The 25,849-nt window shown below is 42.5% G+C and carries 28 protein-coding genes; 12 read left to right on the top strand and 16 right to left on the bottom strand.

Annotated elements, in window-relative coordinates; translation table 11 throughout:
* Positions 1 to 86: 86 nt before the first annotated feature.
* Positions 87 to 572 (bottom strand): hypothetical protein, encoded by a 486-nt coding sequence (locus Q4519_RS01315; RefSeq protein WP_232801414.1) that lies wholly within the window; start codon positions 570 to 572, stop codon positions 87 to 89.
* A gap of 264 nt (positions 573 to 836) precedes the next feature.
* Here Q4519_RS01315 and Q4519_RS01310 point away from each other — a divergent pair, with 264 nt between their 5' ends.
* Positions 837 to 1,295, top strand: a complete 459-nt coding sequence (locus tag Q4519_RS01310) for a methylglyoxal synthase (protein WP_232801413.1) — start codon at positions 837 to 839, stop codon at positions 1,293 to 1,295.
* Between the two features lie 68 nt (positions 1,296 to 1,363).
* Complete coding sequence (locus tag Q4519_RS01305) at positions 1,364 to 3,292, top strand: hybrid-cluster NAD(P)-dependent oxidoreductase (protein ID WP_303508687.1); 1,929 nt, start codon at positions 1,364 to 1,366, stop codon at positions 3,290 to 3,292.
* Between the two features lie 132 nt (positions 3,293 to 3,424).
* Here Q4519_RS01305 and Q4519_RS01300 read toward each other — a convergent pair whose 3' ends face one another.
* The 3 genes from Q4519_RS01300 to Q4519_RS01290 form a co-directional block, all read right to left on the bottom strand.
* Positions 3,425 to 4,018 (bottom strand): superinfection exclusion B family protein, encoded by a 594-nt coding sequence (locus Q4519_RS01300; RefSeq protein WP_232801411.1) that lies wholly within the window; start codon positions 4,016 to 4,018, stop codon positions 3,425 to 3,427.
* 428 nt (positions 4,019 to 4,446) lie between these two features.
* Positions 4,447 to 5,382, bottom strand: a complete 936-nt coding sequence (hutG, locus tag Q4519_RS01295; RefSeq protein ID WP_232801410.1) for a formimidoylglutamase — start codon at positions 5,380 to 5,382, stop codon at positions 4,447 to 4,449.
* 128 nt (positions 5,383 to 5,510) lie between these two features.
* Positions 5,511 to 6,443 (bottom strand): DNA/RNA non-specific endonuclease, encoded by a 933-nt coding sequence (locus Q4519_RS01290; protein ID WP_303508685.1) that lies wholly within the window; start codon positions 6,441 to 6,443, stop codon positions 5,511 to 5,513.
* 149 nt (positions 6,444 to 6,592) lie between these two features.
* On the opposite strand from Q4519_RS01290, the gene Q4519_RS01285 reads away from it, so the two are divergent.
* On the top strand, positions 6,593 to 7,672 hold the full coding sequence (locus Q4519_RS01285) for a beta-N-acetylglucosaminidase domain-containing protein (RefSeq protein ID WP_303508683.1): 1,080 nt from the start codon (positions 6,593 to 6,595) through the stop codon (positions 7,670 to 7,672).
* Positions 7,673 to 7,851: 179 nt separating this feature from the next.
* Positions 7,852 to 8,022 (top strand): hypothetical protein, encoded by a 171-nt coding sequence (locus tag Q4519_RS01280; protein ID WP_232801407.1) that lies wholly within the window; start codon positions 7,852 to 7,854, stop codon positions 8,020 to 8,022.
* Positions 8,023 to 8,065: 43 nt separating this feature from the next.
* On the opposite strand, the gene Q4519_RS01275 is transcribed toward Q4519_RS01280, so the two are convergent.
* From Q4519_RS01275 to rluA, 4 genes are all read right to left on the bottom strand, one after another.
* Positions 8,066 to 8,428 carry a DUF2799 domain-containing protein gene (locus Q4519_RS01275; protein WP_303508680.1) on the bottom strand — a complete coding sequence of 121 codons (363 nt, stop codon included), beginning with the start codon at positions 8,426 to 8,428 and terminating at the stop codon, positions 8,066 to 8,068.
* A 258-nt stretch (positions 8,429 to 8,686) separates the two neighbouring features.
* Positions 8,687 to 9,337, bottom strand: a complete 651-nt coding sequence (locus Q4519_RS01270; protein WP_303508678.1) for a YkgJ family cysteine cluster protein — start codon at positions 9,335 to 9,337, stop codon at positions 8,687 to 8,689.
* A 98-nt stretch (positions 9,338 to 9,435) separates the two neighbouring features.
* Positions 9,436 to 10,215, bottom strand: a complete 780-nt coding sequence (locus Q4519_RS01265; protein ID WP_303508677.1) for an ABC transporter substrate-binding protein — start codon at positions 10,213 to 10,215, stop codon at positions 9,436 to 9,438.
* Between the two features lie 387 nt (positions 10,216 to 10,602).
* Entirely contained in the window at positions 10,603 to 11,259 is a 657-nt protein-coding gene (rluA, locus tag Q4519_RS01260) for a bifunctional tRNA pseudouridine(32) synthase/23S rRNA pseudouridine(746) synthase RluA (protein WP_232801403.1), read from the bottom strand.
* Between the two features lie 284 nt (positions 11,260 to 11,543).
* Between rluA and Q4519_RS01255 the strand changes: the two genes are divergently transcribed.
* Together Q4519_RS01255 and Q4519_RS01250 are read left to right on the top strand one after the other, a co-directional pair.
* Positions 11,544 to 12,050, top strand: coding sequence for a DUF3087 family protein (locus Q4519_RS01255; RefSeq protein ID WP_303508672.1), 507 nt, complete (start codon positions 11,544 to 11,546; stop codon positions 12,048 to 12,050).
* 23 nt (positions 12,051 to 12,073) lie between these two features.
* Positions 12,074 to 12,730 carry a flagellar brake protein gene (locus Q4519_RS01250; RefSeq protein ID WP_303508670.1) on the top strand — a complete coding sequence of 219 codons (657 nt, stop codon included), beginning with the start codon at positions 12,074 to 12,076 and terminating at the stop codon, positions 12,728 to 12,730.
* Between the two features lie 51 nt (positions 12,731 to 12,781).
* Here the strand turns inward: Q4519_RS01250 and Q4519_RS01245 are convergent, their stop codons facing one another.
* Entirely contained in the window at positions 12,782 to 13,102 is a 321-nt protein-coding gene (locus tag Q4519_RS01245) for a hypothetical protein (protein WP_232801400.1), read from the bottom strand.
* 147 nt (positions 13,103 to 13,249) lie between these two features.
* Here Q4519_RS01245 and Q4519_RS01240 point away from each other — a divergent pair, with 147 nt between their 5' ends.
* Positions 13,250 to 13,438, top strand: coding sequence for a hypothetical protein (locus tag Q4519_RS01240; protein ID WP_232801399.1), 189 nt, complete (start codon positions 13,250 to 13,252; stop codon positions 13,436 to 13,438).
* Positions 13,439 to 13,523: 85 nt separating this feature from the next.
* On the opposite strand, the gene epmB is transcribed toward Q4519_RS01240, so the two are convergent.
* On the bottom strand, positions 13,524 to 14,546 hold the full coding sequence (gene epmB / locus Q4519_RS01235) for an EF-P beta-lysylation protein EpmB (protein WP_232801398.1): 1,023 nt from the start codon (positions 14,544 to 14,546) through the stop codon (positions 13,524 to 13,526).
* 31 nt (positions 14,547 to 14,577) lie between these two features.
* On the opposite strand from epmB, the gene efp reads away from it, so the two are divergent.
* Positions 14,578 to 15,144 (top strand): elongation factor P, encoded by a 567-nt coding sequence (gene efp / locus Q4519_RS01230; protein WP_232801397.1) that lies wholly within the window; start codon positions 14,578 to 14,580, stop codon positions 15,142 to 15,144.
* Between the two features lie 73 nt (positions 15,145 to 15,217).
* Here the strand turns inward: efp and Q4519_RS01225 are convergent, their stop codons facing one another.
* The 5 genes from Q4519_RS01225 to frdA form a co-directional block, all read right to left on the bottom strand.
* Positions 15,218 to 15,964, bottom strand: coding sequence for a GAF domain-containing protein (locus Q4519_RS01225; RefSeq protein ID WP_232801396.1), 747 nt, complete (start codon positions 15,962 to 15,964; stop codon positions 15,218 to 15,220).
* Positions 15,965 to 16,192: 228 nt separating this feature from the next.
* Positions 16,193 to 16,570 (bottom strand): fumarate reductase subunit FrdD, encoded by a 378-nt coding sequence (gene frdD, locus Q4519_RS01220; RefSeq protein ID WP_303508661.1) that lies wholly within the window; start codon positions 16,568 to 16,570, stop codon positions 16,193 to 16,195.
* A gap of 8 nt (positions 16,571 to 16,578) precedes the next feature.
* The gene (locus tag Q4519_RS01215) at positions 16,579 to 16,980 is read right to left on the bottom strand and encodes a fumarate reductase subunit C (RefSeq protein ID WP_232801394.1); all 402 of its coding nucleotides are present in this window, start codon (positions 16,978 to 16,980) and stop codon (positions 16,579 to 16,581) included.
* Positions 16,981 to 17,263: 283 nt separating this feature from the next.
* Entirely contained in the window at positions 17,264 to 18,001 is a 738-nt protein-coding gene (locus Q4519_RS01210; protein WP_232801392.1) for a succinate dehydrogenase/fumarate reductase iron-sulfur subunit, read from the bottom strand.
* On the bottom strand, positions 17,994 to 19,790 hold the full coding sequence (frdA, locus tag Q4519_RS01205; RefSeq protein WP_232801391.1) for a fumarate reductase (quinol) flavoprotein subunit: 1,797 nt from the start codon (positions 19,788 to 19,790) through the stop codon (positions 17,994 to 17,996). The genes Q4519_RS01210 and frdA overlap by 8 nt, the downstream gene beginning before the upstream one ends.
* Positions 19,791 to 20,247: 457 nt before the next feature.
* On the opposite strand from frdA, the gene Q4519_RS01200 reads away from it, so the two are divergent.
* Together Q4519_RS01200 and Q4519_RS01195 are read left to right on the top strand one after the other, a co-directional pair.
* The gene (locus tag Q4519_RS01200; protein WP_303508655.1) at positions 20,248 to 21,222 is read left to right on the top strand and encodes an ABC transporter substrate-binding protein; all 975 of its coding nucleotides are present in this window, start codon (positions 20,248 to 20,250) and stop codon (positions 21,220 to 21,222) included.
* Positions 21,219 to 22,538, top strand: a complete 1,320-nt coding sequence (locus Q4519_RS01195) for a diguanylate cyclase (RefSeq protein ID WP_303508653.1) — start codon at positions 21,219 to 21,221, stop codon at positions 22,536 to 22,538. The genes Q4519_RS01200 and Q4519_RS01195 overlap by 4 nt, the downstream gene beginning before the upstream one ends.
* 17 nt (positions 22,539 to 22,555) lie before the next feature.
* Here Q4519_RS01195 and cra read toward each other — a convergent pair whose 3' ends face one another.
* The gene (gene cra, locus Q4519_RS01190) at positions 22,556 to 23,566 is read right to left on the bottom strand and encodes a catabolite repressor/activator (RefSeq protein WP_303508650.1); all 1,011 of its coding nucleotides are present in this window, start codon (positions 23,564 to 23,566) and stop codon (positions 22,556 to 22,558) included.
* Between the two features lie 200 nt (positions 23,567 to 23,766).
* On the opposite strand from cra, the gene fruB reads away from it, so the two are divergent.
* Together fruB and pfkB are read left to right on the top strand one after the other, a co-directional pair.
* The gene (fruB, locus tag Q4519_RS01185; RefSeq protein ID WP_251073230.1) at positions 23,767 to 24,894 is read left to right on the top strand and encodes a fused PTS fructose transporter subunit IIA/HPr protein; all 1,128 of its coding nucleotides are present in this window, start codon (positions 23,767 to 23,769) and stop codon (positions 24,892 to 24,894) included.
* The gene (gene pfkB / locus Q4519_RS01180; protein ID WP_303508646.1) at positions 24,884 to 25,846 is read left to right on the top strand and encodes a 1-phosphofructokinase; all 963 of its coding nucleotides are present in this window, start codon (positions 24,884 to 24,886) and stop codon (positions 25,844 to 25,846) included. Before fruB ends, pfkB begins: the two co-directional genes overlap by 11 nt.
* Positions 25,847 to 25,849 lie beyond the last annotated feature (3 nt).

Genomic DNA, 25,849 nt, shown 5'->3' with positions numbered 1-25,849 from the left:
ATAATGTACCAGCCTTCACCTATCTGGCGCAAATTTTGCTGAAATTTTACTGATAAGTTTAAAGACTGTTTATGCGGGTTTTTAGCTTAAATAGTCATATCTGAACGTTCGAGCAAATTGTTTAGTATTTGACTGGCTTGTTTTCGCGCTAATGCTAAATCCTGTGCTTCTAATGTGGCATCAAATTCGCCTAATTCAGGAAACAATTTATACATCATCGGGTCTGGATACATGTTGACGACATCGATAGTGATGCTTTTTGGCACTTCAAAAAATACAAACCGCTCTGGATCGATAAAACTTTTCAACTTTTCCGCTAGGCGTGATGCGGTCAAGGCTTCAATGAAAAATTCTTCGCTGTTGTCAGTGTTGTCCCATTCTCCAATGGCAAGTTGCGCGCGATAGGGCAACTCTTCGGAAATATCATCTTTTTCTAGATATAACGCATGAAGTAAGTGGGGGGTTTTGCTTTCATCTATCCACAACCCCATTAGTTTGATCTCAGGGTTGGCGATAAACAACTGAGGTAGCTGCTCTAAGGTTTGCACTAATAGCTGGTTACTTTTTATCATTGCATACTCTAAACACGGTTAGTGGATTGGCATTTTGCGATAATCACATCAAAGAAAAATTGTTTTAGCACAATTTGAGCGAACTTAGCGTGACAAGCACTAGAAGTTTTTACTATTCACGGGTAAATTGATTTGTATCAAGCAAATATAAAGAGCTCTCTTGTTGGTAGCTGGTCACTTTAACGCTACTAACAGAAACTCAATGATGAATATAACTAAGCAGCTAAATTTTCTTAATTGTTAGGCTGTCTCAAGGAGTTAACGGTGAACTATACCACTCGAACTATGGCGAGTAATAAACGCATTGCTCTTGTCGCTCATGACCACAAAAAAGCGGACTTATTAGCATGGGCCAGTGACAAGGCTGAGCAGCTGAAATTACATCACTTATTTGCCACCGGCACGACAGGGACATTGTTAAGTAAGGAAGTGGGCCTACCAGTGAAATGTTTATTGTCAGGTCCGATGGGCGGCGATCAGCAATTAGGCGCGCTTATTGCTGAGGGAGAGATTGATGTGATGATCTTTTTTTGGGATCCCCTCAATGCAGTGCCACATGACCCGGATGTTAAAGCACTATTGCGATTAGCTGCGGTATGGAATATTCCCTGTGCAACCAATAAATCTAGCGCCAATTTTTTAATGAATTCAGAGTTTATGAATAAGCCGTGTGAGATTGAAATTCCAGATTATGCTGGCTACTTAGCAGAGCGCACTCAGTAACCAAGCTTTAACTAAGCCAGTTTTACTGGCTTAGCCTCCCGCCTTAAAATTTGACAAAGGAAGGTCTGATGACTTCTCAAACTCTCACTACGACACCGCAACTCAGTCAGATAACCATATTCCCAATAAAATCGACTGCAGGTATTCATTTAAATCACTCTTTTGTTGAAGAAAAAGGTCTTATTTTTGATCGGCGCTTTGTGCTAGTAGACAACAAAGGGAAGTTTATCACCGCACGCACTCATCCGCGGTTAGCCTTAGTTCATAGTGCTATTAGTGAAAATGGATTTCATGTGCGAGCCCCTGACATGCCAGCACTTGAAATAAACAAAAATGAGTTTGGTCATTTGTACACAGAGGTGGAAATATGGGGCACAAAAGTACAAGGGCAGTGGTGCCATAAAAATTACGATACTTGGTTTAGCGATTATCTCGGCATGCCTTGTCGGTTATTATTTTTTGGCGAGCAAAGTGAGCGTTTGGTTTCAGGTCATCAAACGCAAGTTAGTTTTGCTGATGGCTATCCGTTATTACTGATTTCAGAAGCGTCGTTGGCCGATTTGAATGAACGGGCAGATGAAACTGTGCTGATGGATCAGTTTCGGCCTAATTTAGTCATAAAAGGTTGCAGCGCATTTGCTGAAGATAGTTGGAAAACTATCCAGATTGGTGAAGTGAAGTTTGCGTTAGTGAAACCTTGTTCTCGCTGTGTTTTTACCACCTTAGATCCCCTCACTGGAGAAAAAAGCCCTGTTAATGAGCCTTTAAACACGTTACAAAAATACCGTAAAGGGGATGATGGGCAGGTGTATTTTGGGCAAAATTTACTGGCGCTTAACAGTGGTAAAATTTCGGTGTTTGATACCGTAGAAGTGCTGGAATATCATCAGCCCGTTGAATATGTTAATCATGCGCCTAAAGTGCGTGAAATTAGCAGTGTTGATAGTCGTTTAGATTGGCCAAAGCAACAGGCTAAACCCTTGTTATGTGTTGCTGTAACAGAAGAAAGTCATGACGTAAAAACCTTCCGTTTCAGCTGTCCAACATTGCCAAGGTTTAGTTATTTAGCGGGTCAGTACATTAACATTGAGGTGTTGATTGATAATAAACCTTATAAGCGCACTTACACATTGTCGTCAACGCCTACGCGTCCCGATTTGTTGAGTATCACAGTGAAAAAGCTATCTGGTGGAAAGGTTTCATCATGGCTCCATGAGCATTTAACGGTGGGTCATTCTATTACAGCTTTCGCACCCGCAGGTAGTTTTCACCTACAAAAGGCTTTGCCTGAAGCGCCTCTACTATTGATTTCGGCTGGCGTGGGGATAACGCCTATATTGGCCATGCTCAGAGCAATCACTGATCAGCATCAAGCGCGGGATATCGTGTTTATCCATGGCGCGAAAACGGTAAAAGACTTAATTGCTTACCAAGAGCTTAATTTCTTTAGCTCGCTGCTTCCTAAACTCTCTATTCATTACTTTTTGAGCCGTGAGACTCAACACGATTCCCATCAAGAAATAGTAGGATCGAAAGCTGAACTGCATTACGGACACATTAATCAAGCTGCATTAGCCACTGTCTCCGCTCTATCTGAGCGTACGACCTTTGTTTGCGGCCCCAATATGTTTATGGAGCAAATAAAACAATCATTACTGCAGTTAGGTTTACCCGAAGCGCAGTATTTTGATGAAAGCTTCGGTCAGAAAGCCAGTTTTGGTGGTAGCAAAAAACAGGTCAATATTTTGTTTGATAGTTGGGATACGTATGTTGAGGGCGATAATCAACTGACATTATTAGAGCAGGCAGAGCAAGCGGGATTGAGCTTACCTTTTTCTTGTCGCGGCGGTATGTGTGGGGCTTGTAAAGTGCAGCTACATTCAGGGGAAGTTAGGCGGCTAAGTGATTCAGCTTTGACCCCTGATGAAGTTGAATCGGGTGTCGTTCTCGCTTGTAGCTGTGTACCGCAATCGGATCTCGTTATTGGGCAGGCTTGATACTGTTTTTGTATGTGAGCTTGGTTTTGTAGGTGGCTTAATCAACTTGCTATGGCTTTGGCCTGATATGCTATTGTCAAAAAGGCGTCGCAATTGGCGCCTTTTTGACTAACTCACAGAGGAAGAGTTAATTTAGCTACGCATACCGATAAAATTTTGACGGGCATATTCAGGGCGTGCCGATTTCAACAGCTCTACCTCAGCCTCAGTCATTTTACCTTGTGGTAATCCAAGTAGTTTATGAGTTAACAAAGGTCGGGCGGCCAAGTTAATTGATAATTTAACAATGCGGCGTTCACCGTTGATTTCTTGGGTTGATAAGGCAGGTACTAATACACCCGCCTCCAATAAATTTGCCACCGCTGGCTCGTTTAATGGCAATGACAACATATTCTTCCGTTGGATAATATATTCCCGCAGAACGGCCTTTTCTTCAAAGTCTAAGCGCTTAATCATACTCATCATTCGCTTATTTTGCTCTTCTTGTTCGGTTTTGTTAGTTAGTTTGAAGTGTATGAATAGCAATAACTTAGCAATGAAGTATGAGGCGCTAACAATAATAGCGATGCTTAAATAGGGACTAAGTTGGCTACGCAGTGTCAGCATATTCAATGACTGAGCTAAACCGTCTGGTAGTAACACAATAAATATGCTGGCCAGTAATAACCAAGCCATTAACAAGCTAATTTGTACGTTCATTGAAAATTGTGTGATGATTTGTTTCATGTGACATCCCCTGTTTACCCTATGAGCGTTAACACAAGTGTGAATAGCTCTTTCTATTACTGAATAATACCAAGCAAAAACGATGCCAAGGTTATGTAGAGGATGATTAAGCTAAGAAAAACGGCAGCGATAGCGATTGCTATCAGTGCCGTTTGTGCTTGAAAGGAGTCTTTATTGTTTTTCCAGAACGATATTACAACAATGAAATAAGGTGTAATTGGCCGCGCCAACATTCACCGGAGAAGTCCCTGATTGAAACTAATCCAGATCGGATATCATAACTGATTACTACGCCTTCACTGAAATCTAGATTCCGTCTGGGATATGAAACCAATTTTCCAACCCACATAAGCTAAGTTCGCTAAGTCTAAATTAAGCTTCCTTATTTTAAGTGGGCTATATGACACTATTTTTACATTTGCAGTTATTTATTTTGCGAGTTGGCTAATTAAGCGTGCCGCTACATTTGCTGTGCGGTTATCTTGATCAAAATTTGGGTTATATTCACATATATCAGCCAGTTTCAATTTACTGCGGGCATTTTTCTTGATCGTAATTAGCAGGTGCTCAAGTAACTCTAAAGGCATGCCATAGGCTGCGGGAGCGCTGACACCAGGCGCTATGTAGGCGGGTAGCACGGCTAAGTCGATACTAACATAAATGGCATCCACTTCACTGATAAATGAACGCAGCCCTGCTTTAATGGTATCGATATTATTCCAATGTAAATCGGTATCGTATTTGTATTGCACGCCAAACTCTCTCGCACGAGCAAAAAGAGCTTGGCTGTTACTTATTTTGCTCACACCTAAGCAAAGATAACTCAAATGGCGTTGTTGTTGGTTAGCCCGTTTCATTATTTGAAAAAATTGGCTACCAGATGAGCCACCATCTTGATCGCTGCGAATATCAAAATGGGTATCGAAGTTAATCACGCCAATTTTTTGTCCTGCATCAAGGTGTTGTTCTAGTCCTTGATAGCCGCCAAACGCAAGCTCTTGTCCACCTCCTAAAATGATGGGGAAGTGTCCTTGTTTGAGGATATTGTTCACCATAATGCCCAAATCTTGCTGCGCTTTTGCTAGTTCAAACCACTCACAATCTAGATTGCCTGCATCGTAGACGGGGGTGTCTAAGTGCCAAGCAAGATTGGCAAGGACTCGGCGTATCGCCTCTGGGCCTTTTGCTGCGCCATGGCGACCTTTGCTTTTGCGAACGCCTAGATCACAAGGGAAGCCAACTAAGCAGGTGCCTGGTGTATCGTCTACAGCTAGTTTAGTCACCTTGTTGTGCCAGCGAATTGCCAGCTCACTTTCTTCGCGGTCTTGCTTACCGAGCCAAAGGGGAGAGGATAAGTTTGTCATTGTTATATGTCTCAATATGTTAGCAGATTTCAGTTTGGCACATTTAGGTCAAACTGAAACCTTGAATGCCGCCCTAAATGAACAAAAATAATACAATTGTGAACTGCTCCAAATGTTTACTCGCTTGTTTAAAAGCAGAGTGACTCACAGGCCAAGCCATCGTTGTCATTATCAAGTCGATCAATGCCGCAGCTATTGAGGTAAAACTGCGCTTCTTGGCAGCTTGTCATTTCGTTGCAGTAATACTTATCTTGGCAGCTAAAAGCTTGATGATCAGGTGCGGCCTTGTTGGTTAGTTGGCATAAGCTAAGCAGGGTATTTTTATTGGTATTGAATGGTTGAAATAGGGACAAATTAGATAGCTGCTCTAATTGATACATAGTGACCTGAAACTGGTTAATTTCAGATAGATCAAAGCGCTGATGAGGGATAATAAATGCCATGTTAGTGTTTGCTGCTTGTGGTGCTAAATAGGCTTTAAAGTAGGCCGAGGGAATGCGCACTTTGTTATTCATCCACTGATTGTCTTGCTTGCTGTATAACGGGCCGGTGACAACTTTTAGCGCGCCGACTTGCTGAGTACATTGGCGCTCCCAAGTTTCTAATTCAGCCCAGCCTTGGCGGTTAAATTCGGCCAGTTGCGGAGCAATATTACTCATTAAAAAAGATTGCTTGGCAGAGGCAACTGTAAAGTCCATTGAAGCGGCTGGGGCTAAGTGTCCACGGTCATAGCCTGATCCGATGTAATCTGCGGGCGTAACCTGTGCCGAAACTGGCAAGGAAGCATCGCTACTAAAAGATTCGATACTTACAAAGCCAGAGATACGCTCAGGGGTTAAGGTGTAACTAACCCAATCTGCAACTCTATTTAGGTAGTTAAAGCCTACGGTATAACCATCGCGGCAGATAGTTTGGTCTGATTGACTAGGAATATCTATTTTTGAACAAGTGAGGGGTGAGCTGGGATCATTATCTGTGGCTTGCTGCATCTCTATGGCGTTATTACTGGATTGGCAGGCAAGTAATGCAAAGGAACAAGTGATGACGAGTAATTTTCGCATAAATGTTAATTTTATTGGTTTTTTGATTATTAACTTAGGCGTAAGTTCAGGTTCATGCCAATCAATAAGGGTAACCTGTGAGCTAGCCCCTTAGTTTTTCATTAGTTTTTGTTTTATGCTGAAGGAAACGAATAGCGAAGGATAGGATAATGCAACAAGGGTTTAACCTCGGCGTGATCGAAGGTTTTTATGGTAAGCCTTGGTCTTGGCAAACGCGTGAGCAATATAGTGATTTTTTATTGGAGCAAGGTTACGGCGCTTATATTTACGGTCCTAAGTTTGATCTAAAGTTGCGCGAAGAGTGGCAGAAACCTTGGACCGTTCAGGAGTTTAATCACTTAAAGCAACTTGCCACTTGTTATCAACAAGCGGGGCTTAAATTTGGTATTGCGTTGAGCCCGTATGAGGTTTACCAGCGCTGGAATCAAAACACGCGTCAAGCGCTCACTATCAAGATGGCCGAAATTAATGCTATCGGTGCGGATATTCTGTGTATTTTATTTGATGATATGCGTGGTGACGTGCCTGAGTTGGCTATTAATCAAGGTGAAATTTGTGATTTCATTGCCCAGCAGAGCCAGGCACAGGAAATCATCATGTGCCCAACCTACTACTCTGACGATCCTGTTCTAGAACGAATTTTTGGTGCAAAACCGGATGACTATTTAGAAGATCTTGGCCAGCAACTAGATGCAAAATTTGATGTGTTTTGGACTGGCCCCAGCGTGTGGTCGGTATCGTATCCGCCAGAGCATCTAATACGAGTTGCTGATCAATTAGGCAGAAAACCCGTGATTTGGGACAACTACCCAGTTAATGACATGAAAAATTGGCATTTTTTATTTTTGCGTGCCTTTCAGGACCGATTAGCCAGTATGCCAGACTTAACGCGAGGGCATTTTGTTAACCCAATGAATCAGCCCCAATTATCTAAAGTTGCCCTACATACCTTGCCGCGTTTATACGCAGAGGGAGATCAATATGAGCCTAATTTAGCTTTGCGCCAAGCTTTATCAGAATTAGCGCCAACAGAGTTAGCTAAGCAGTTACTTAACGATGTTGCGACATTTGCCGATAGAGGCTTTAAGCAGTTATCAGATGCAGAAGTTACCGCATTGAAAGCACGATATGACCAATTTAATCATCCGATGGCGCAAGAAGTGCTAGGGTGGTTGAATAAAGAATTTGAATTTGATGCCAATAAAACTCAACTTTGGAGCCAGGATTGATATGTTAATGGTTTGATTATTATTAGTTTTTGTTATTTTTTATTAATGGTTTAGGCGCTAATTAAGGCCAATCATTTTGGGTTAAAAAATATTTTTCATCAGGATGAAAAATATTCACTTTATTTCATTGCAGGCTAACGTTATTTATTGCCCTGCAATTGATATTGGAGCCTTAGGTAATGGGTAAAACATTCATTAACGACGACGATTACGATGATGATTATGACGATGCAGAATTTCACGATGCTGCAGATCATAAACGTAAAAAGAAAGAAAAAATTCAAGCTAATCTAGAGCGCGAAAAAAGGCGGCAAAAGAAATATGCCGAGAGTGACGACAACTCATTTTAACAAAAAGCCAGTTTAAACTGGCTTTTTATTCATTAATGAAAAATTACCTCACACCTGCCGCTGTTGAATGCCTGCCACTGATCCAATTTTCGCGAAATTTCCAACCATTAGGCCGATCTTCACACACACCTTGATAATATTGTCTTGTCACGCCAAGAATATAAGCATTGGATAACTCACAATAACTATCCAGCCCTTCTTGGTAGCCTTTTTTATAGTCAGCTAAATTGATCTCTCCTGAGCTAGCCAACTTTTTTAGGTCATTAGATGATTTTTCTAGGTGACCTTGCTGTCCGTCTATCGTACCGACTTGATACCAATTATTCTCAGTAGCAAAATTTTGCTGCTCGGTGTTGGCACAGGCGCTAAGTAAGCCGATGGTAAATAGTGTAATAAGTAATCTCATTTTATCCTCCTCGGGAGAGCAAGTGTTTTGTTCCAGTTTTACTTTAGGCTCAACTGATGACTAAAACAATAATTGATAACCAAGACGAGGCGGATTTATCGTTTCTCGGATCTGCCTTACCTGATCTGCATTTCGAAGTTGTTTAGGCATAATAAACTATACGCTTGAACGATAAAATTGGATTACAGTCAGCCCTCTTTAGTCAGGTGATTGTCTAGCAACTCACTACATACTTGAAAAATGGCCGTATCATTGATGTTATGGTGTGAAAACTTTTCTGCCTTTACGCCATTTATTGATCAAAGTTGGCGACGCCAATAGCTTTCCTAAGGAACTAATCAGTTCTACTTTGTGTAATGGCTCTTTATTGTGATGCAGTACTTGATAAGTCGCCTGGGTCAAACGCTCCTGCGCGATTTGAATCTCTCTGACTTGGGGGATAAAGCCAGTTAAGTCTGTCGGATCGGAGTAAGATTTTTGGCATTGAGAGAGGGATGTTGAATGGTAGCCTGCGCAAGCAAGAGATCTTACCGGGTAAACTGAACAGGCGTCATTGAACAATAAGGGGCATTCGATATTGGTTGTGTCATGTTGCTCGGTTGTCATGTTTTTGAGCATTGCTGCAGTTGATTTTATTCGGGTAATGAGGGCTTCACTTTGCTCGCGACTAAGCTCTGTTTTGATGTAAAAATATATCGCTATGACTTCATGTGGGAAAGCAAGAACTCTTATATTACAGCATGTTGAACAGCCTTTTTTACAAGCTATTTCAGCTTGTTGAGACATCTTCTCACTCAGTTGCGCAGTTTGTAACGCAGCTAACTTGGCTAGCTGGTTAGTGTTAGATTTAGCCTGCGAGTAGCAAGATTGGAGAGCGATGACATGATCTCGGTATAAAGCAGCGTTCATTTTAACCTACAACTTATTACAACAGATTAATTGAACACCCTTTTTAACCTTTAAAATTTGTCTTTAAAATGCGGATATTACGATGCATTATTTCGGTTTTAATTGCTGAACTCAAACATGCCGTTGTTTAGTTGTAATTCCTGCCCTAGTTTTTTGCTCCAGTTTTGTTGAATCTGTTGTAATTCAGGGCTAAATTTTTGCTCCTCAAAAGCGTCACGCCATTGCGTTAAGACTGTGGCTTGTGTGTTATGGGATAGCGCCAGGTAGCTGTAGGCGGTGTTAACATAAAACACTGTCACTAAAGAGCGATATTCAGGGTGATGGGAGAGCATATAAGCGTGCTCGATATCGCCTGTTAGCACTAAGTCTAAGCGCTCAGACATCAGCATTTTGTAAGCCTGTTCTAAATTACTCACGGGGTAGTAGTTAGTAAAACCTTGTGCTTTCAGCCAGGTTTCGCGGTTATCAGCGCGTAATACGCCAATGCTATCAACATGTTTGTATTGTTCCAGCTGTTGATATGGAAAAGATGTTGCATTGCGTGCGATAAAGTACCAACGTTTTGCCATTACCGGACCTATCCAATAGAAGTGTTCTTCTCGCTGCGCATTGCGCTCTGCACTAAAAATTAATGTATTCGGCTGCTGCATTCCCGCTTCAAGCACTCTGGCCCAAGGGGCTATTTGAATTTCATTTTTGATATCCATATGCTGCATTAACAGCTTTACATAATCGGTGATAATGCCGTTTATGTCGCCATCTTGTTCAAAATTCATCGGAGGTTCATGGGAGGTTAGTATGGTGAGCTCTGTCTGCGCCCAAAGGGGAAAGCTGCAGAAGATGAACACGGATTGGCATAGCCACTTAATTATTTTCATAACTGAACCTATAAGAGCACAAGAGTAAATTATATCGGAAAAAGCGTTTGCTAACAGGAGTATATAATTATTATTCAGCAGGTAAAACGTAGTGCTTAACTGAAATTAATTACTTAAATTAGTTAACAAAATAATGAAATAGCTTTGTCGTATTAATCTGAAACACAACTCAAAAAAGCGCGATGGCTATTTATCTTCTTTCTTTGTTCTGAAGCAACATATGAATTTTTTGTGTTTCTGATAAGGTTTCAAAGGATTTTTCAAAATGCAGTGGCGAAGAAGTTTGGAGCGCTATTTAAGCCCTGAAACGCCATTGTAGCTTATTCTTCGTGCGGCACAGCCGCACAGCTAAGGTTATTTTATAAAGGCTTAAATTTAAGGTTTATCTTAAAACCCATGTTCGCAGCTGAACTCCATGCTTTGGTGCGTTCTTGGGTGTTTTATTTTAAGCCATGTGGCATGTAGCAACAGCCGATCAGACATGTCTAAGGCTTCAGGTGTCGCGTAAAAATAATCGCCTAAAATAGGGTGGCCAATCGCTTGCATATGTACTCGAAGTTGGTGAGTGCGTCCGGTGATTGGTGTCAACTTGACTAAGCTGCTGTGCTGATCTTCGCTTTCAACTTCAAAGTAGGTTTTAGATGCCTTACCGTTTTCGTAGCAGACAATTTGTTTTGGCCGATTTGGCCAGTCGCAAATTAAAGGTAAATCAACTTCGCCTGACTTCTCTGTTAGGTGTCCCCAAACCCTCGCATAATAAACCTTTTCTGTTTCTCGGTTCATAAACTGCATTTTTAAGTTTCGCTCAGCTTCTTTGTGCATGGCTAACACCATCACACCTGATGTTGCCATATCTAAACGATGTACAATTTGTGCGTCAGGAAACTGCTCTTGTACCCTGCGCCAAGTGCTATCACTATGATTAGGATCGCGTCCAGGAACAGATAACAGTCCACTTGGCTTATTCACCACTATGATATCGCGATCTTGAAATAAAATTTCTAACCAAGGGTCGGTAGGAGGGGTATAGTGCAGCATTGCCATAATGGTAAAGGGTTCCAAAAAAAAGTGGCGCTAGCATAACCTTTCATTATCAATTGCGCAAAAAAGCCCGTTAATTTTCCCTGATGTTGGTTCAATAAGCCTGCATTCGTAGCTAATGTTTCCCGCGTTGTTATGTTAGGCATATTATTGCGAGTGGGCTGTAAATTGAATGAGTTGGTTTTAAGTGAGGATGGTGAACCTGATGCGCATCTAGTAGTGGGTTAAGCTTGTTGCTTGCTCTCTCTCCCTTTAAAATGATGGCGTTGAAACCTAAGGAATGAATAATGAAATTAATGGATATCGATAAAGCTCAATATCGCCATCGACTCAATCGGGTGATCCTCGCGTGTATTGCGGTGCTTACCGTATCAGCTTTGTCTATTTCGACTGTGTTAATTTACTTTTTTTCCGACGGCTCTGAAACCCACTTCATGCTAAATCTAATTGGGGTTGTGTTAGGCGGGGGGCTCGTTCTGCAACTACTTCGCCATTTTCGAACCCATCCTTATATGCATGAAATCATGTATGTTTGGGACTTAAAGCACGAGCTTAATTTAATTAACCGACGCTTACGTAAAGTGCAACAAGCGGCGCAGCAAGGGAATTATAAAGCGATGTTGGCGCTGCATTTTTCCTATCAAGGTTCACAGCAGCTTTGGCAATTGGATGACAATACTATTACCTTGGATGATTTACGTCCTCTAATGAATGAGCTTGATAAGTTAGCACAGCAATTCAATGTTGAGCTCAAGACCGAAGCATATTCAAGAGACATGCTAAAAGAGTTTTAAGCCTTATATGATGGAATCATGGCATGACGCAAATTGATGATCTCGCTTTTCTTCGCCCCGGAATGATGCTCCATGTTGAAGCGGTAACACCAGCAGGCGTTCGCTCAAAAATGAAGCTGCCACTAATTGGTTTTCAAGCGGGTGATTTTTTGTTATTGCAATACCCTGATCCTAGTCGCTGGGGAGATAAATATGATGTGCTTAGAGAAGGGTATGAATTAATCGTACGGGTATTAGCGGAAGATGATCTTGGCTCTGTGGTGGCCTTTAAATGTCAAATATTACCCACAGTGACTCGGCCTATTAAAATGCTGGTGGCGTCTTACCCTAAAGTAGTACAGCAGCAACCACTGCGAGCTGAACGGCGTATGGCAACAAAGTTGTTAGCGAAGGTTCGTTGTGGTACGCAAATGATGGCGGGTCAACTGCTCGATATTTCGGTGCATGGCTGTCGAGTAAGGCTGGTAGATCCTGTACAAAATGCGGCTTTTAAAGGGCAGCAAATGACCATTATGGTTGAGAATGCCAATAAGAGTGAATTGTTCAAGCTGTTGGGTGTGGTCTGTAATCAAAAAGAAGAGTCTGGTTTATGGTCGGTAGGGATCAAGCTAGACCAAACAGCTAGCCAGAATATAGAGAAGTTATTCGAAAAAATGCTGGTTACCTTAGATGATAGGTGACAATCACAAATAAGGGTTATTAGCGCCTTGTGTAACAAGGCGCAATCCACTTTACCCTCGCAAGCCTTGCTTAAAGCCCTGTAGTGTTTTGAACATTAGCTCAATTTTTTTCACTAAACGTGGTAAGTCTCGTTCAAATTCAGCATCTGAGCGACTTTGTTGCAGTGCCAATAAATCGGCTGCTAGCTCTTCTACATGTACTAAAAACAATGCAGACCGCGTGGTAAATGGCGTGTTGTCGCCAAATATTGCTGTAAACTTGGCTTTATCCTGCTCTTTAAGTGCCTCGATAGACTGGTCCGCATCCACGGATTGGCGATAAATTAGCTGAATATTCTCTTTTATACTGTTTAAAATTTGTTCGTGTGTCATAATCTATATTAAGCCGTGAGTAATGGCATTAGTATATACTTAAGTTACAACAAGCTGAATGAGCATCTAAATTGACTGAATGGTTTTAATATACAATCGTAACTATTTAGATCAGCTAGCAAATTCGCATAGTAATGGGGAGGCGACATGCAAGTATCAGGAAATTCTGGTTTAGGCCAAGAAGCATGGCAGGCAGCCATTGGTAAAAAGCAACAGCAAGCCGAAGGGCAGCAGGCGTTGCAGCTTATCCAGTCAGCAACCGCTGAGTCATCAGGCTCAGCACCCAAACCGGATCCGTCAAGTTCGATTGGTCAGAATATTAATATTCAGGTTTAGTTAATGCTGTTGGATTCAGGCTTCATTAAAAAACGCGCTTTATTAGCGCGTTTTTTATAAAACTTTCCTAAGAAATGTGCTTATATTAAGGATGAAACAAATCTAACGGCGTTTTACTTTTTTCCCCTGCTACCTCTCGCACTAACTTCGGTACCAAAAAACCTGGCAGTTCATTTAACATCATTTTTACCAGTTGCTTGGCTTTATCTTCATGCACCTCAAAATGCGCCGCACCAGCTACTTTATCTAATTGGTGTAAGTAATAAGGGAGCACATCAGCGGTGAATAAAGCTTCACTTAAGTTAATTAAGTCGGCGCTAGTGTCATTGATGCCTTTTAACAGCACACTTTGGTTCAGCAAGGTGATGCCATAACGCCGTGTACGCTGTAGCATTCGGGTTAGCTCTTGGTCTAATTCGTTAGCATGGTTAATGTGTAACACCATGACCGCCTTTAAAGGGCTTTGCTGTAGTCGGCTTAGTAATGCATCGGTTAAACGGCTAGGAATAACCACGGGCAGGCGAGTGTGTAACCTAACTCGAGTAAGGTGTGGGATCTGCTCTAACTGAGTTAACAACCAATCAATATGCTCGTCTTTGGCCATGAGGGGATCGCCGCCACTGAGTATGACTTCATTAATTTCAGTATGCTGGCGAATGTAATCGATCGCAGTGTGCCACTCAGTTTTATTCGGGCTGTTGTCTTGGTATGGAAAGTGGCGACGAAAGCAATAACGGCAATTCACAGCGCAGCCGCCTTTTACAATAAACAATACCCTGCTCTTGTACTTATGCAGCAATCCAGGCACTGCGGTATTGTGTTCTTCAAGGGGATCGGGGCCAAAGCCTTCAACCTCGAGTAATTCTTCTTTAAGGGGCAGTACCTGCCGCAAGAGGGGATCCTGTTTATCCCCCACTTGCATTTTTTTGACGAAGGGCATAGGCACTAACATTGGGAAAGATTGGCGTGCAATAAAGCCCTCAATAAAATCCTTTTCGTTCAAATTTAGGATTTTGATCAATTCAGAGGGGGTTTTGATCGCATTTGCCAGTTCTTTTTGCCAATGCCCCTGCACAGGGAGGTCATTTCGGGTTATTATTTGCGGCATTTGCGTAACTCGATTTTGCTAAGAGGAAAAAATGGCAACATATAGTACCAGTGATTTTCGCAGCGGCCTAAAAATAATGCTCGATAACGAGCCATGTGCCATCATCGAAAACGAATTTGTAAAGCCGGGTAAAGGCCAAGCCTTCAACCGCGTTCGTATCCGTCGTTTACTGTCAGGTAAAGTATTAGAAAAAACCTTTAAATCAGGCGAGTCAGTTGAAGCGGCTGACGTGATGGATTATGACCTAGCTTACTTATACAACGATGGTGAGTTTTGGCATTTCATGAACAATGACACGTTTGAGCAAGTCGCTGCAGATGCGAAAGCGGTAGGTGATCAAGGGAAATGGTTAATAGAGCAAGACATCTGCACTATTACCACGTGGAATGATAACCCGATTGCGGTGACCCCACCTAACTTCGTTGAGATTGAAGTTACCGAAACCGACCCTGGCCTAAAAGGCGATACAGCTGGAACGGGTGGTAAGCCTGCAACACTTGCTACTGGCGCAGTGGTGCGTGTTCCTTTATTCATTCAGATTGGTGAAGTGATTAAAGTTGATACACGTTCAGCTGAATATGTAGGTCGCGTTAAGTAATTTCTTGGCGACAACAAAAAAGCGGAATGTTTTCCGCTTTTTTTATTGCCTATTGATTGCTTTATGGCGAGCGTTAATGCGTTACTTTTTCCTTCATTGCTCTCGGGCTCGTTTCTGCCTTTTGAAAGGCTTCTAATTTCACCGCTTTTTTGCTGATATGTTTTATTTCATCTATTTGCCAATCAATTAGATCTTCAAGCTGCTCAACATAAGCGTTGTGTGATGTTTGTGCCAATTGATAGCCTAGGACCGCTGACAGCTGATTACCTGCGTAGTTTAAAAACTCTAAATCCTCATTTTTATATAGTTTTGCAGGGTCGTAACTCTGTAGCACTAACACACCTAGTAATTCATCTTGAAATACTAAAGGCAAACCTAGCCAGCTCTCGCTTTGCGTGCCTCGAAAGGTGATAGCACCGGATTCTTTCAGTCTTTGTAGTTTTTCACTATCCGCTAGAAAAGCTTGCTTGCGGCGAAAAATATAGCCAACCAAGGTCGATTCAATAAACTCTCTCGCGGGTATCAAACCGGTAAATTCGCTATTTTCGTCAGCCTGATCAACGAAATAGGGTATATGGATATGACTACGTTCAGAATTATACAGTGCTAATAACATGTTATCGGCATAAAGGGCTTTTTTTAGGGCTTGATGGAAAGCGTGAAAAACCTGATTTAATGGCAACACAGTTTTACCAAGTTCAGAGATTTCATATAGCGCACTTAAGCGTTTAGTCATTTGAGAATGCGGTTGTGCAAGGGGATCCTGCCCAGTGTCTGCCTTAACGTTAAAAGTAAAAACATTAGCTTGAGAATCATTCATAATTTCATTACTACTTATTGGCCACTCTCAATAGCATATACCCTAAAAACAAAGTTGCTTAGTTTTTAGCGCAAAAAAACTTACCTATAGAGATTAAATTAAATTAATGTTTGAAAACTATATTTTAAACAGTTGGTTATAGTTTATTTTTGACATGATAAGTACGGCAGTAAAGCCCAAAGCCTTGGACTTTACTGTGTAAAAGGAGGTAATTGAGCTTTGTGTTAATTAAAGCATCTGAAGTAGCAAGGTAAAGACAAAAACTGAGATAGCAAAAGCGGCGCCATAACAGATCACTTGTTGCCAATCTCGCCCCCGTTTAACACCAATATCGTGTAAGCCGTGAAAAATACGATGTAAGGTATGCCAGAGTGGTAGTGCGATCAGTACCAATAAAATAGCCGCACCGTACCAAGAGGTAGCAAAACCATGTACACGCTCATAGTTAAGTGCTTCTGGGCTAATAATAGCCAATGGCACTAAAATACCGGTAATTAGTATCATTACTGGCGTTAAAAAGGCGGTGAGCATGCCACCAGCGCCAAATAATCCCCAAAATACGGGCTCGTGAGAGCGCTTTAATTTAGTTGAATCGGTATGACTCATAACGCCTCCTATAGCGTAATAATTATCAGAGCGGCCAAGGTTGCTAAGACAAAGCCTACGTAATGGCCGATGACGATGAATTTATCATCTAGCTTCTTTCCTTTGAGCCAAATATCGGCGGCTTTTGGAGCTAAATCAAACCAAGTTACCGTGTGATATAGAGCGAATGCTAAAGCGAGAATATGAAACAGGACGGCAATAGGGTGCTGTAGAGCATTAAGCCATCCTTGCCAAGCCTCAGGCCCTTGGGATAGTCGTAATAAACCCCATGCCAAGATACAGCTGTAAATAGTGATGGCGATACTGGTTCCTTCACGAATCATATATTTAGTATAGAAAGCATGTTTCAACCACCAATCCACGGGCAGTTCACGCTGATAGGGTTTACGTTTACTTGCTGGATTATTCATATACTGTATTCCTTAGTTGAGACGGACTAACCGAACTAACAGCGGCTAACTCACGCTGATAGGGTTTACTTTTACTCATTGTATTACCCATATACAGTGCTCCTTACTCTAAGCATACTAACGAACTAACAACGGCTAACTCACGCTGATAGGGTTTACTTTTACTCATTGTATTACCCATATACAGTGCTCCTTGCTCTAAGGATACTAACCGAACTAACAACGGCTAACTCGCGCTGATAGGGTTTACGTTTGTTTGAAGTGCGCTTCATGTCACCACCCTTTAATCTGGTTTAAACATACCAATCAGGTAATCTTTGGCACTTTCGACTTTAAATAGCTGGATGGCGGCCGCCGGATCGACACCTTTTGGACACACTTGCGAGCAGTAACCAACGAAGGTACAACCCCAAACGCCTTCTTCCGCATTCACTATTTCCATGCGCTGGGCGCTGCCGGCATCGCGTGAATCACGGTTGTAACGTGCCAATAAAGCTAACGCCGCTGGTCCCGTGAATTCAGTGTTAAGGGCATACTGCGGGCAAGCCGAGTAACATAATCCGCAGTTAATACACATGGAAAACTGCTTATATTTAGCCATCTGCTCTGGGGTTTGAATGTATTCACCATCATCAATGGATTTCTCTTGGGCTGGAATGATATATGGCTTAATACTTTCAAGTTTTTTAATAAAATCATCCATCACCACGACTAAATCCCGCTCAATGGGAAAGTTGGCCAGTGGTTCAAGTTTGATTTTATTAGGGTAATAGTCACGTAAAAAAGCTTTACAACCCAGCTTAGGTACGCCATCGATCATCATGCCGCAGCTACCGCAAATTGCCATCCGACAAGACCAGCGAAAGCTAATGCTGCCATCAAGTTCATCTTTAATATATTGCAAGGCTTCCAAGATCGACATTTCTTCGTCGTATGGAATGCTATAAGTTTGGATAAACGGCGTCGTATCTTGCTCTGGCCGATAACGTAAAATGTCAATTTCGATTATTGGGTTAGTCATGCTTCACCTCTGCTGCTTTAGCTGCATCTTGCGCGTCTGAGGCGGCGCCATAAACTCGCTCAGCTGGTTGGCTTTTTGTGATGGTGACACTGGCATAGTCAATAGTGGGGGCTTTATCTGGGTTATAAAAAGCCAGTGAATGGGTCAGATAGTTTTCATCATCGCGTTTTTCATAACCGTCAATACGTTGATGAGAGCCACGGGATTCTTTGCGTAAAATAGCGCTATGAGCCATAGCTTCAGCAGTATCAAGTAGGTAGCCTAGCTCAATGGCGTATAACAGCTCGGTATTAAAGACACTAGACTTGTCGCTGATCTTAATGTTTTTATACCGCTGTTTTAGTTCCGCTAATTTGTCTATTGCTTGTTGCATCGATGTTTCAGTGCGATAAATACCGACACCCGCCTCCATGCAATCGCCCATTTCTCGACGGATATTGGCTATGCTCTCAGTCCCCTCGCTGTGTAATAAGGCTTCTGCTTTATCAATAACTGCTTTTGCCGCATCCCGCACTTTAGCTATTGCACTGTGCTTATTTTCTTGCGCGAATTTAGCGGCCTGTTGGCCTGCGACTTCACCAAACACAACCAGTTCTGTTAATGAGTTTGAGCCCAAACGATTGGCACCATGTAAGCCGCTGGAGGCGCATTCACCAACAGCATATAAGCCCGGTAAGCGGGTTGCAGTTTTAGCATCGGTTTCAATACCGCCCATGGTGTAATGCACAGTAGGACGAACAGGAATGGGCTCATGAACAGGATCAACACCGACATAGGCTTTTGCTAATTCACGGATGAAAGGTAAGCGTTCGTTAATTTTTTCTTCGCCAAGATGGCGTAAATCAAGGTGAACGACATCGCCACGCTTAGTTGATATAACACGGCCTTGTTGCTGTTCTTGCCAAAAGCATTGGCTAAGGCGATCGCGCGGGCCAAGCTCCATGTGTTTATTCTTAGTTTTACCTACGGGTATTTCCGGCCCTAAGCCGTAATCTTGTAAGTAGCGATAGCCGTCTTTATTGACCAAAATGCCGCCTTCGCCGCGACAGCCTTCCGTCATTAAAATGCCTGAGCCAGGTAATCCGGTAGGATGATACTGCACAAACTCCATATCACGTAGTGGGACGCCGTGACGGTAACACATGCTCATGCCATCACCCGTAACTATGCCACCATTGGTGTTATATGTGTAAACGCGGCCTGCACCGCCGGTGGCAACAATCACGGTTTTAGCATGGATCACACGGGTAATCCCTTCTGCAATATCAAGTAGTACAGCCCCTTGTACCTTGCCATCAAATACTAATAAATCGAGACAAAAATGCTCATCAAATCGCTTGATTGAGGGATACTTTATTGAAGTTTGAAATAAGGTGTGAAGCATGTGGAAGCCAGACTTGTCGGCAGCAAACCAAGTGCGCTCAATTTTCATTCCGCCAAAGGCACGAACATTGATTTTACCATCTTCCTTACGACTCCAAGGACAACCCCAATGCTCTAGCTGAGTAAGCTGTCGAGTGGCATTTTCGACAAAGTATTCGACAGTATCTTGATCACAAAGCCAATCGCCGCCAGAGACGGTATCGTTAAAGTGGTTGTCGAGAGAATCGTGCTCTTGAACTACGCCTGCGGCCCCTCCTTCGGCGGCGACAGTATGGCTGCGCATTGGGTAAACTTTAGAAATCAAAGCAATTTCTAATTCTGGATTCGCTTCTGCCGCGGCAATGGCGGCGCGTAAACCACCTCCTCCTGCACCAATAATTGCAACGTCCGTTTTTATGATTTCCACATTGACCTCCTAAGGAGTGATTACTTTATATTTGTTGATGATCCTCTCTTCCTTGCGCTAAGAGATGATCTTGATCAAAAACTGTTTCTGAAATGAACGAAATTGATGAATTTTTCTTATTTCAAAACAATTGATTAAAGTTTTTTTATCGGGGCTCTCAGAATCAAAGAAAACAAAATAAAGTTAGTTGAAATCAACATAACTTGAATCATGAATCGGCCTTTAGTGATTAAACTATCTTTACTCTGTGATCTGTGTGACGGTTTGTTGTTGGTGCATTTATGAACAAGGTCGAGGCAGAGAATGTGCGTTGACATAGAACTTGTGGTTGATAATTTCAATTAATAGTTCTATCAAGGGGAACATAAAGGGAATTCTGACTACACTCTAGTTTATTGATGAATCAAGACAGAATTTACGGATGATAAAAGTCGCCACAACATTGTTGGGAATCGTTTTGCTTGCAGCGCTATTGTGGTGGTTAGTTGATGGGCGTGCTATTGGCTCTGATTCGCTTCGTGAACCTTCTAATGCGCCAATTATTCGTATTGCCGTTTCACAAACGCCGCTTTCTTCACCTTTTTTTATTGCACAGAGTAAGCGTTTATTTTCACAACAAGATTTAGCGGTCGTTTTAGTGCCCTGTTTTGGTGGTCATAAATGCATGGAAATGTTACTTAATCACGAAGTAGACTTTGCGACAGCATCCGAAACGGTATTTATGTTTAATAGCTTCACTCAGCCTGAACTTAGGTTGATTTCTTCATTTGTTGAATCAGACAATGATGTAAAACTGCTTACTTTAAAGGGGGGAGGGATTGTAAATTTAACCTCACTTGAAGGTCAAAAAGTGGGGGTGGTTAAAGCCAGTGCTAGTGAATTTTTTCTTGATAGCTTACTCATTTTAAACGGTATCGATTCGAGTTCGGTGGAGCGTGTTTATTATAAACCAACCCAGTTAGTGGAGGCGTTGCTACTGACTGAGGTGGATGCCATTGCGGTGTGGGAGCCGTATGGTTATGAGCTTACCAATACGGTGCCAGAGCAAGTTGAGCAGCTGCCAAGTCGTGGCGTTTATAACTTATCTTTTAATCTCATTGGTTTAGCTGGTAAGCATAGAAAGCCAGAAGCAATCTCAGGCATTCTAGCGGCGCTTGAGCAGGCGAACCTTTATCTCATCACGCATCCTAAGCAAAGCCAAACGCTCGTCAGTGAAACATTAGGTATTTCTTTTCGTCAGTTAAATTGGTCTTGGCAAGACTATTTATTTCGTTTGTCTTTAGGCAATTCTCTGCTATCAAATCTTCATACTCAAGCTCGCTGGGCACTAGATCGGCAACTAATTACGGGCGCTGAAGTGCCAAATTTTCGTGCTATGTTTTTAGACGGCAAGTCATTAGCGTTATTAGATGAGCCATTGGAGCACAAGTGAATTTAATCATCTCTCGGCGTTTATTAATTTTATCCCTACTCTCTATGGGTTTGATTTTTGCTGTCATTTTTTCTTTGTTTCGACTCCATTCACATCAAACTGAAGTAAATAAAGAGCTGCAACATATTATGCAGTTACAGTTAAATCTAGATATTTTGCGTAGCCACCTTTGGCAGTTTCATGAATACGAAGATCAATCTGGTTTTGAGCAGGCGCAACGTACCCAGCAAGCGCTAGCTGAAAAGCTAGTACTAACTCATATCCAGTCAGATTTACAGCCATTGGAGTTACTTAATTTACAACGAATGAATGCCACTATAGGAGCGTTATTAGAAATGAACGTGGCAAGCTCTCGGTTGGGGCGATCACTAGAGCAACCTCATGCTAAAAGTATGCTTCAAGCTAGATTTAATATGACCATTCAAGGGATGACTGAAGATTTGTACCGTTTACACCAAAAAGCCATTAATGAGGCGCAGCGGGTCACCTTGCAGTTACTTTATTTGAATGGCATTACATTGTTAATAATAGCTATCGTTCTAGCGGTATTTGCATACGCTACATTAAGACGATTCAAAGTGGGCTTTACTATGCTGCATCATGGTATGAACGATTTAGCAAAAGGGGATTTAAGTAGTCGCTTGTGCCCAAGCCAAAAAGATGAATTTACTCAGTTGGCTGAATATTTCAATCAAATGAAAGGTTCATTAGAAAAAACCACGATAAAACGAGACTTACTACAATATGAGGTTGAGCAGCAAACTAGCCAGCTTAGATCTCAACACATGAGATTACGTTTTTTAGCGGAGCATGATGATCTCACTGGACTTTACAATCGCAGAGCATTTGAAAACCAAGTTAAGATTGCGTTAGCACGGGATCGTCGCACCGATTCAATGGCAGGGATGCTATTTATCGATCTCGATAAATTTAAAGAAATTAATGATACCCACGGCCATGATGTTGGCGACTTTATATTGACGGTGACCGCTGAACGATTGAAAGGACTGATTAGGGAGTCTGACTTACTTGGCAGACTCGGTGGTGATGAATTTGTGGTTTGGTTGGATTTGATATCTAAGAAAGAAGAAGTTGGAAATAAAGCTCAAGGTATCATGGAAGCACTGACGCAACCGATTGAGTATTTAGGGCAACCACTGGCTGTCGGCTGCAGCATTGGCATCAGTATTTTTCCCTATGACGGCAAGCAGTTTACTGAACTACTTAAAGCAGCAGATCAAGCTATGTATAGTGCTAAACCGCAGCAGCAATCCGCATATTGCTTCTACCGAGGACAAAACTTGTCAGAAACTTAATTTCGTGTAATCAGCGTTTAGTTTAGCTTGTTTGGGATTTCCCCCCGCGTAATCAACCGCCGAGGGACAATTTCAATACCTACTTGATAATAGTTTTTACTGGCTTGCATCGCTAAATAAAGCGCTTTTTCGGCAATTATTTCTAACTGTAATGGTAAGGACTGAATTTTCATTGGCAGAAAATCTAATAATCTATGATCGCCGAAGGTCGCAAAGCGAGTGTTTGCCAATATTTCTGGATAGGCAGACACGCAATCCAGCACGCCTTCAAACAGGGTATAAGAGGTGACTAATATTGCATCGGGGATTTGCTGTTGATCGATCCATGTTTGCATTAATAATTTGCCCTGCTCAATGCTAAAATGATCGCCATAGGAATATTGCACCTTAATCTTTTGTGGGCATTGCTTAATGGCACTATCAAAACCCTGTTGTCGCTCTTTTGATACGACTAATTCAGGCACGGCACCAATTAAGCCGATTGAGCGAGTATGGGGTGTTAGTAAGGTCTGACAAAGGGATAACGCGCCTTCTAAGTCTTCACTAATTACACTGGCAAATACCTCGTCATCCATGGCTCTGTCTAAGGCAACGATGGGAATTCCTTTGTTGAGAGCTTGACGGTAGAAGGGATGCTCCGCAGGCAGTGAACTGGCGACTAAGAGCACATCAATACGTCTACTTAGTAGGTTTTCTGCCACCTGTATTTCTGTTTCGATATCATCATCTGAGCACGAAATAATAAGCTGGTAACCAAGCTTTCGTGCATCTCGTTCAAGTAACTTGGCTAGCTTGGCATAGCTGGCATTTTCTAGGTCAGGAATAATGAGCCCAAACGTACGGCTATTCCCTGCTCGTAGTGAGCTCGCTGCGTAGTTAGGTGTGTAGTTATGTTGATTAACGACAGCCATGACTTTTTGTTGGGTTTTTTCGCTGATCCTATACTGCTGTGCTTTGCCATTAATGACATAACTGGCGGTAGTACGTGATACACCCGCTAATTTTGCGATTTGCTCTAACTTCATCATGAACACATCCCAACGGGAATCAAAAAATAAACATGTTTTTTGATTCTATAATAAAAAGTGGTTGCAATTGTCGCTGAATCGTTTCAGTATGTCAACTGAACCGATTCAGCTGATGGTAAAATAATACCAGCTGAATTATTTTTTCCCTATTTGCTGAATCGTTTCACCTTTATCAGCAAATACGACAAGGTAGGTGGACAATGCTATCTATTCGCCAAAAAGACATAGTGATGGCGCAGCAAGCTGACAATAAACAGCAAGCGATCACGGCCATAGCAAAAGGGCTCATAGCGCAGGGCTATGTCGCTGAGGGTTACATTGAAGGCATGCTAGCGCGTGAGCGACAAAGCTCGACATTTTTGGGTAGTGGTATTGCGATCCCACATGGCACGACAGATACCCGCGACCAGGTTAAGCAAACGGGCGTTTTACTTCATCACTTTCCTGATGGTGTTGACTGGGGAGATGGCAACACAGTCTACTTAGCCATCGGTATTGCTGCTCAGTCTGATCAGCATCTGGCGATCTTAAAACAGCTCACTAAGGTGTTAAGCGCTGATGGTGTTGAGGCTGCATTACAACAAGCTAAAGATGAGAGTGCGCTGGTTCAGCTGCTAAGTGGGCAGCAACAATTGCAAACTCATGTTGAAGTAGATCTGATTAAGCTAAAATTTAACGCTGCGGATTTATTGCAGCTTAGCGCAGTCGCTGCCGGTTTACTCAAGAACAAACACTATGTGGATAAAGCTTTTGTTGCAGAGGTCATCACTAACGAGCCTACTTATTTAGGACAGGGGTTATGGCTGAGCAGTGCTAAGGCTGGCGTGGCTGAAACGGCGATATCATTTGTTACACCGCAGGCGCCCTTAATCGAAGCTGAAAAGCCTTTGTTAGGTTTACTTTGTATTGCCAGTTGCAATGATTTACATGCTAACAATTTATCTTTGTTAATTAATTTAATCGCCTCGCGCTCCCTAGAGTCACTGCTGAATGGCTCAGAATCAGAAATTATTCAATTGCTTACTCAAGCACCAGCTAAAGGTATCAGTGAAACCTTTACCGTTAAGAACCCACATGGTTTACATGCTCGTCCGGGGGCGCTGCTAGTAAGCGTGGCGAAAAAATTTAATGCCACCATCCAAATTACTAATCTGGATAGTGAAGGTAAAAGTGCAAACGCCAAAAGTTTAATGAAGCTAATGACGTTAGGGGTTAAGTGCGGTCATCGTTTAACTTTTACCGCTGACGGTGATGATGCTGAAGCAGCACTGGCTGCGTTAGGTGAAGCCATCGAGCAAGGGTTAGGGGAGAGCATGCATGAACACTAATTTATCTGTTGTAACTGTTACTTTGAACCCGGCTCTGGATTTAACCGGCTCACTTGCAGAGCTAAAACTTGGCCAAGTCAATTTAGTTAAGCAAGCCACGCTTCACCCTGCTGGCAAAGGCGTTAATGTGGCTAAGGTGTTGGCTGAGCTAGGTGCGCAAGTTACAGTGACTGGCTTTTTGGGGAAAGAAAATGATGCCCCTTTCGCTGACTTGTTTCTACGCAGTGGGATTGAAGATGCGTTTATTCGAGTACCAGGTGCAACTCGAATCAACGTAAAGCTGGTTGAGCAAGATGGTCAGGTAAGCGATGTTAACTTCCCTGGTATGCAAATTGATGATGCCGCGTTTGCAGTATTAGTCGCGAAACTGATCAAGCTGGCTGACAGCCATCGGATTTTTGTTATTTCAGGCAGTCTACCTCAAGGGGTTTCGCCAAGTCAGTGTGGCAGCTTAGTAGCTCGATTAAACCAATTAGGCTGTAAAGTATTTTTCGATAGTAGTCAGCAAGCTCTGGCACAAGGGATCCAAGCTCAACCCTTTTTAGTCAAACCGAATGAGACTGAGTTACGAGAGCTCACTCAACTCCCTTTAATCGATATAGCCAGTTTGTCTGAAGCGGGTCAAGCTTTGCAGCAACAAGGCTGTCGCAATGTGGTGGTGTCTCTCGGTGAGCAAGGCCTATTGTGGTTTGACGAACAAGGCTGTTTAGCCGCATTACCGCCTAAGGTTGAGCTAGTCAGCACTGTGGGAGCAGGCGATACCTTAGTTGCCGGGCTATGCTGGGGTGAGCTAAATGCTTGGCCAAAATCGCAAACCTTATCTTTTTCTACTGCGTTAGCCGCGCTCGCCGTTAGTCAAGTGGGGGTTGGGATTGATGATTTATCACAATTAATGCCATTACTAGAACAAGTTAAATTGGTTGATCCGATGGATCTGGTCATAGAAGGATAATAA

The organism is Motilimonas sp. 1_MG-2023 (assembly GCF_030547455.1).
Classification (GTDB): Bacteria; Pseudomonadota; Gammaproteobacteria; order Enterobacterales; family CBDFNC01; genus Motilimonas.
The sequence above is the reverse complement of the archived record's forward strand: the minus strand, read 5'-3'. Positions and strand labels throughout refer to the sequence as shown.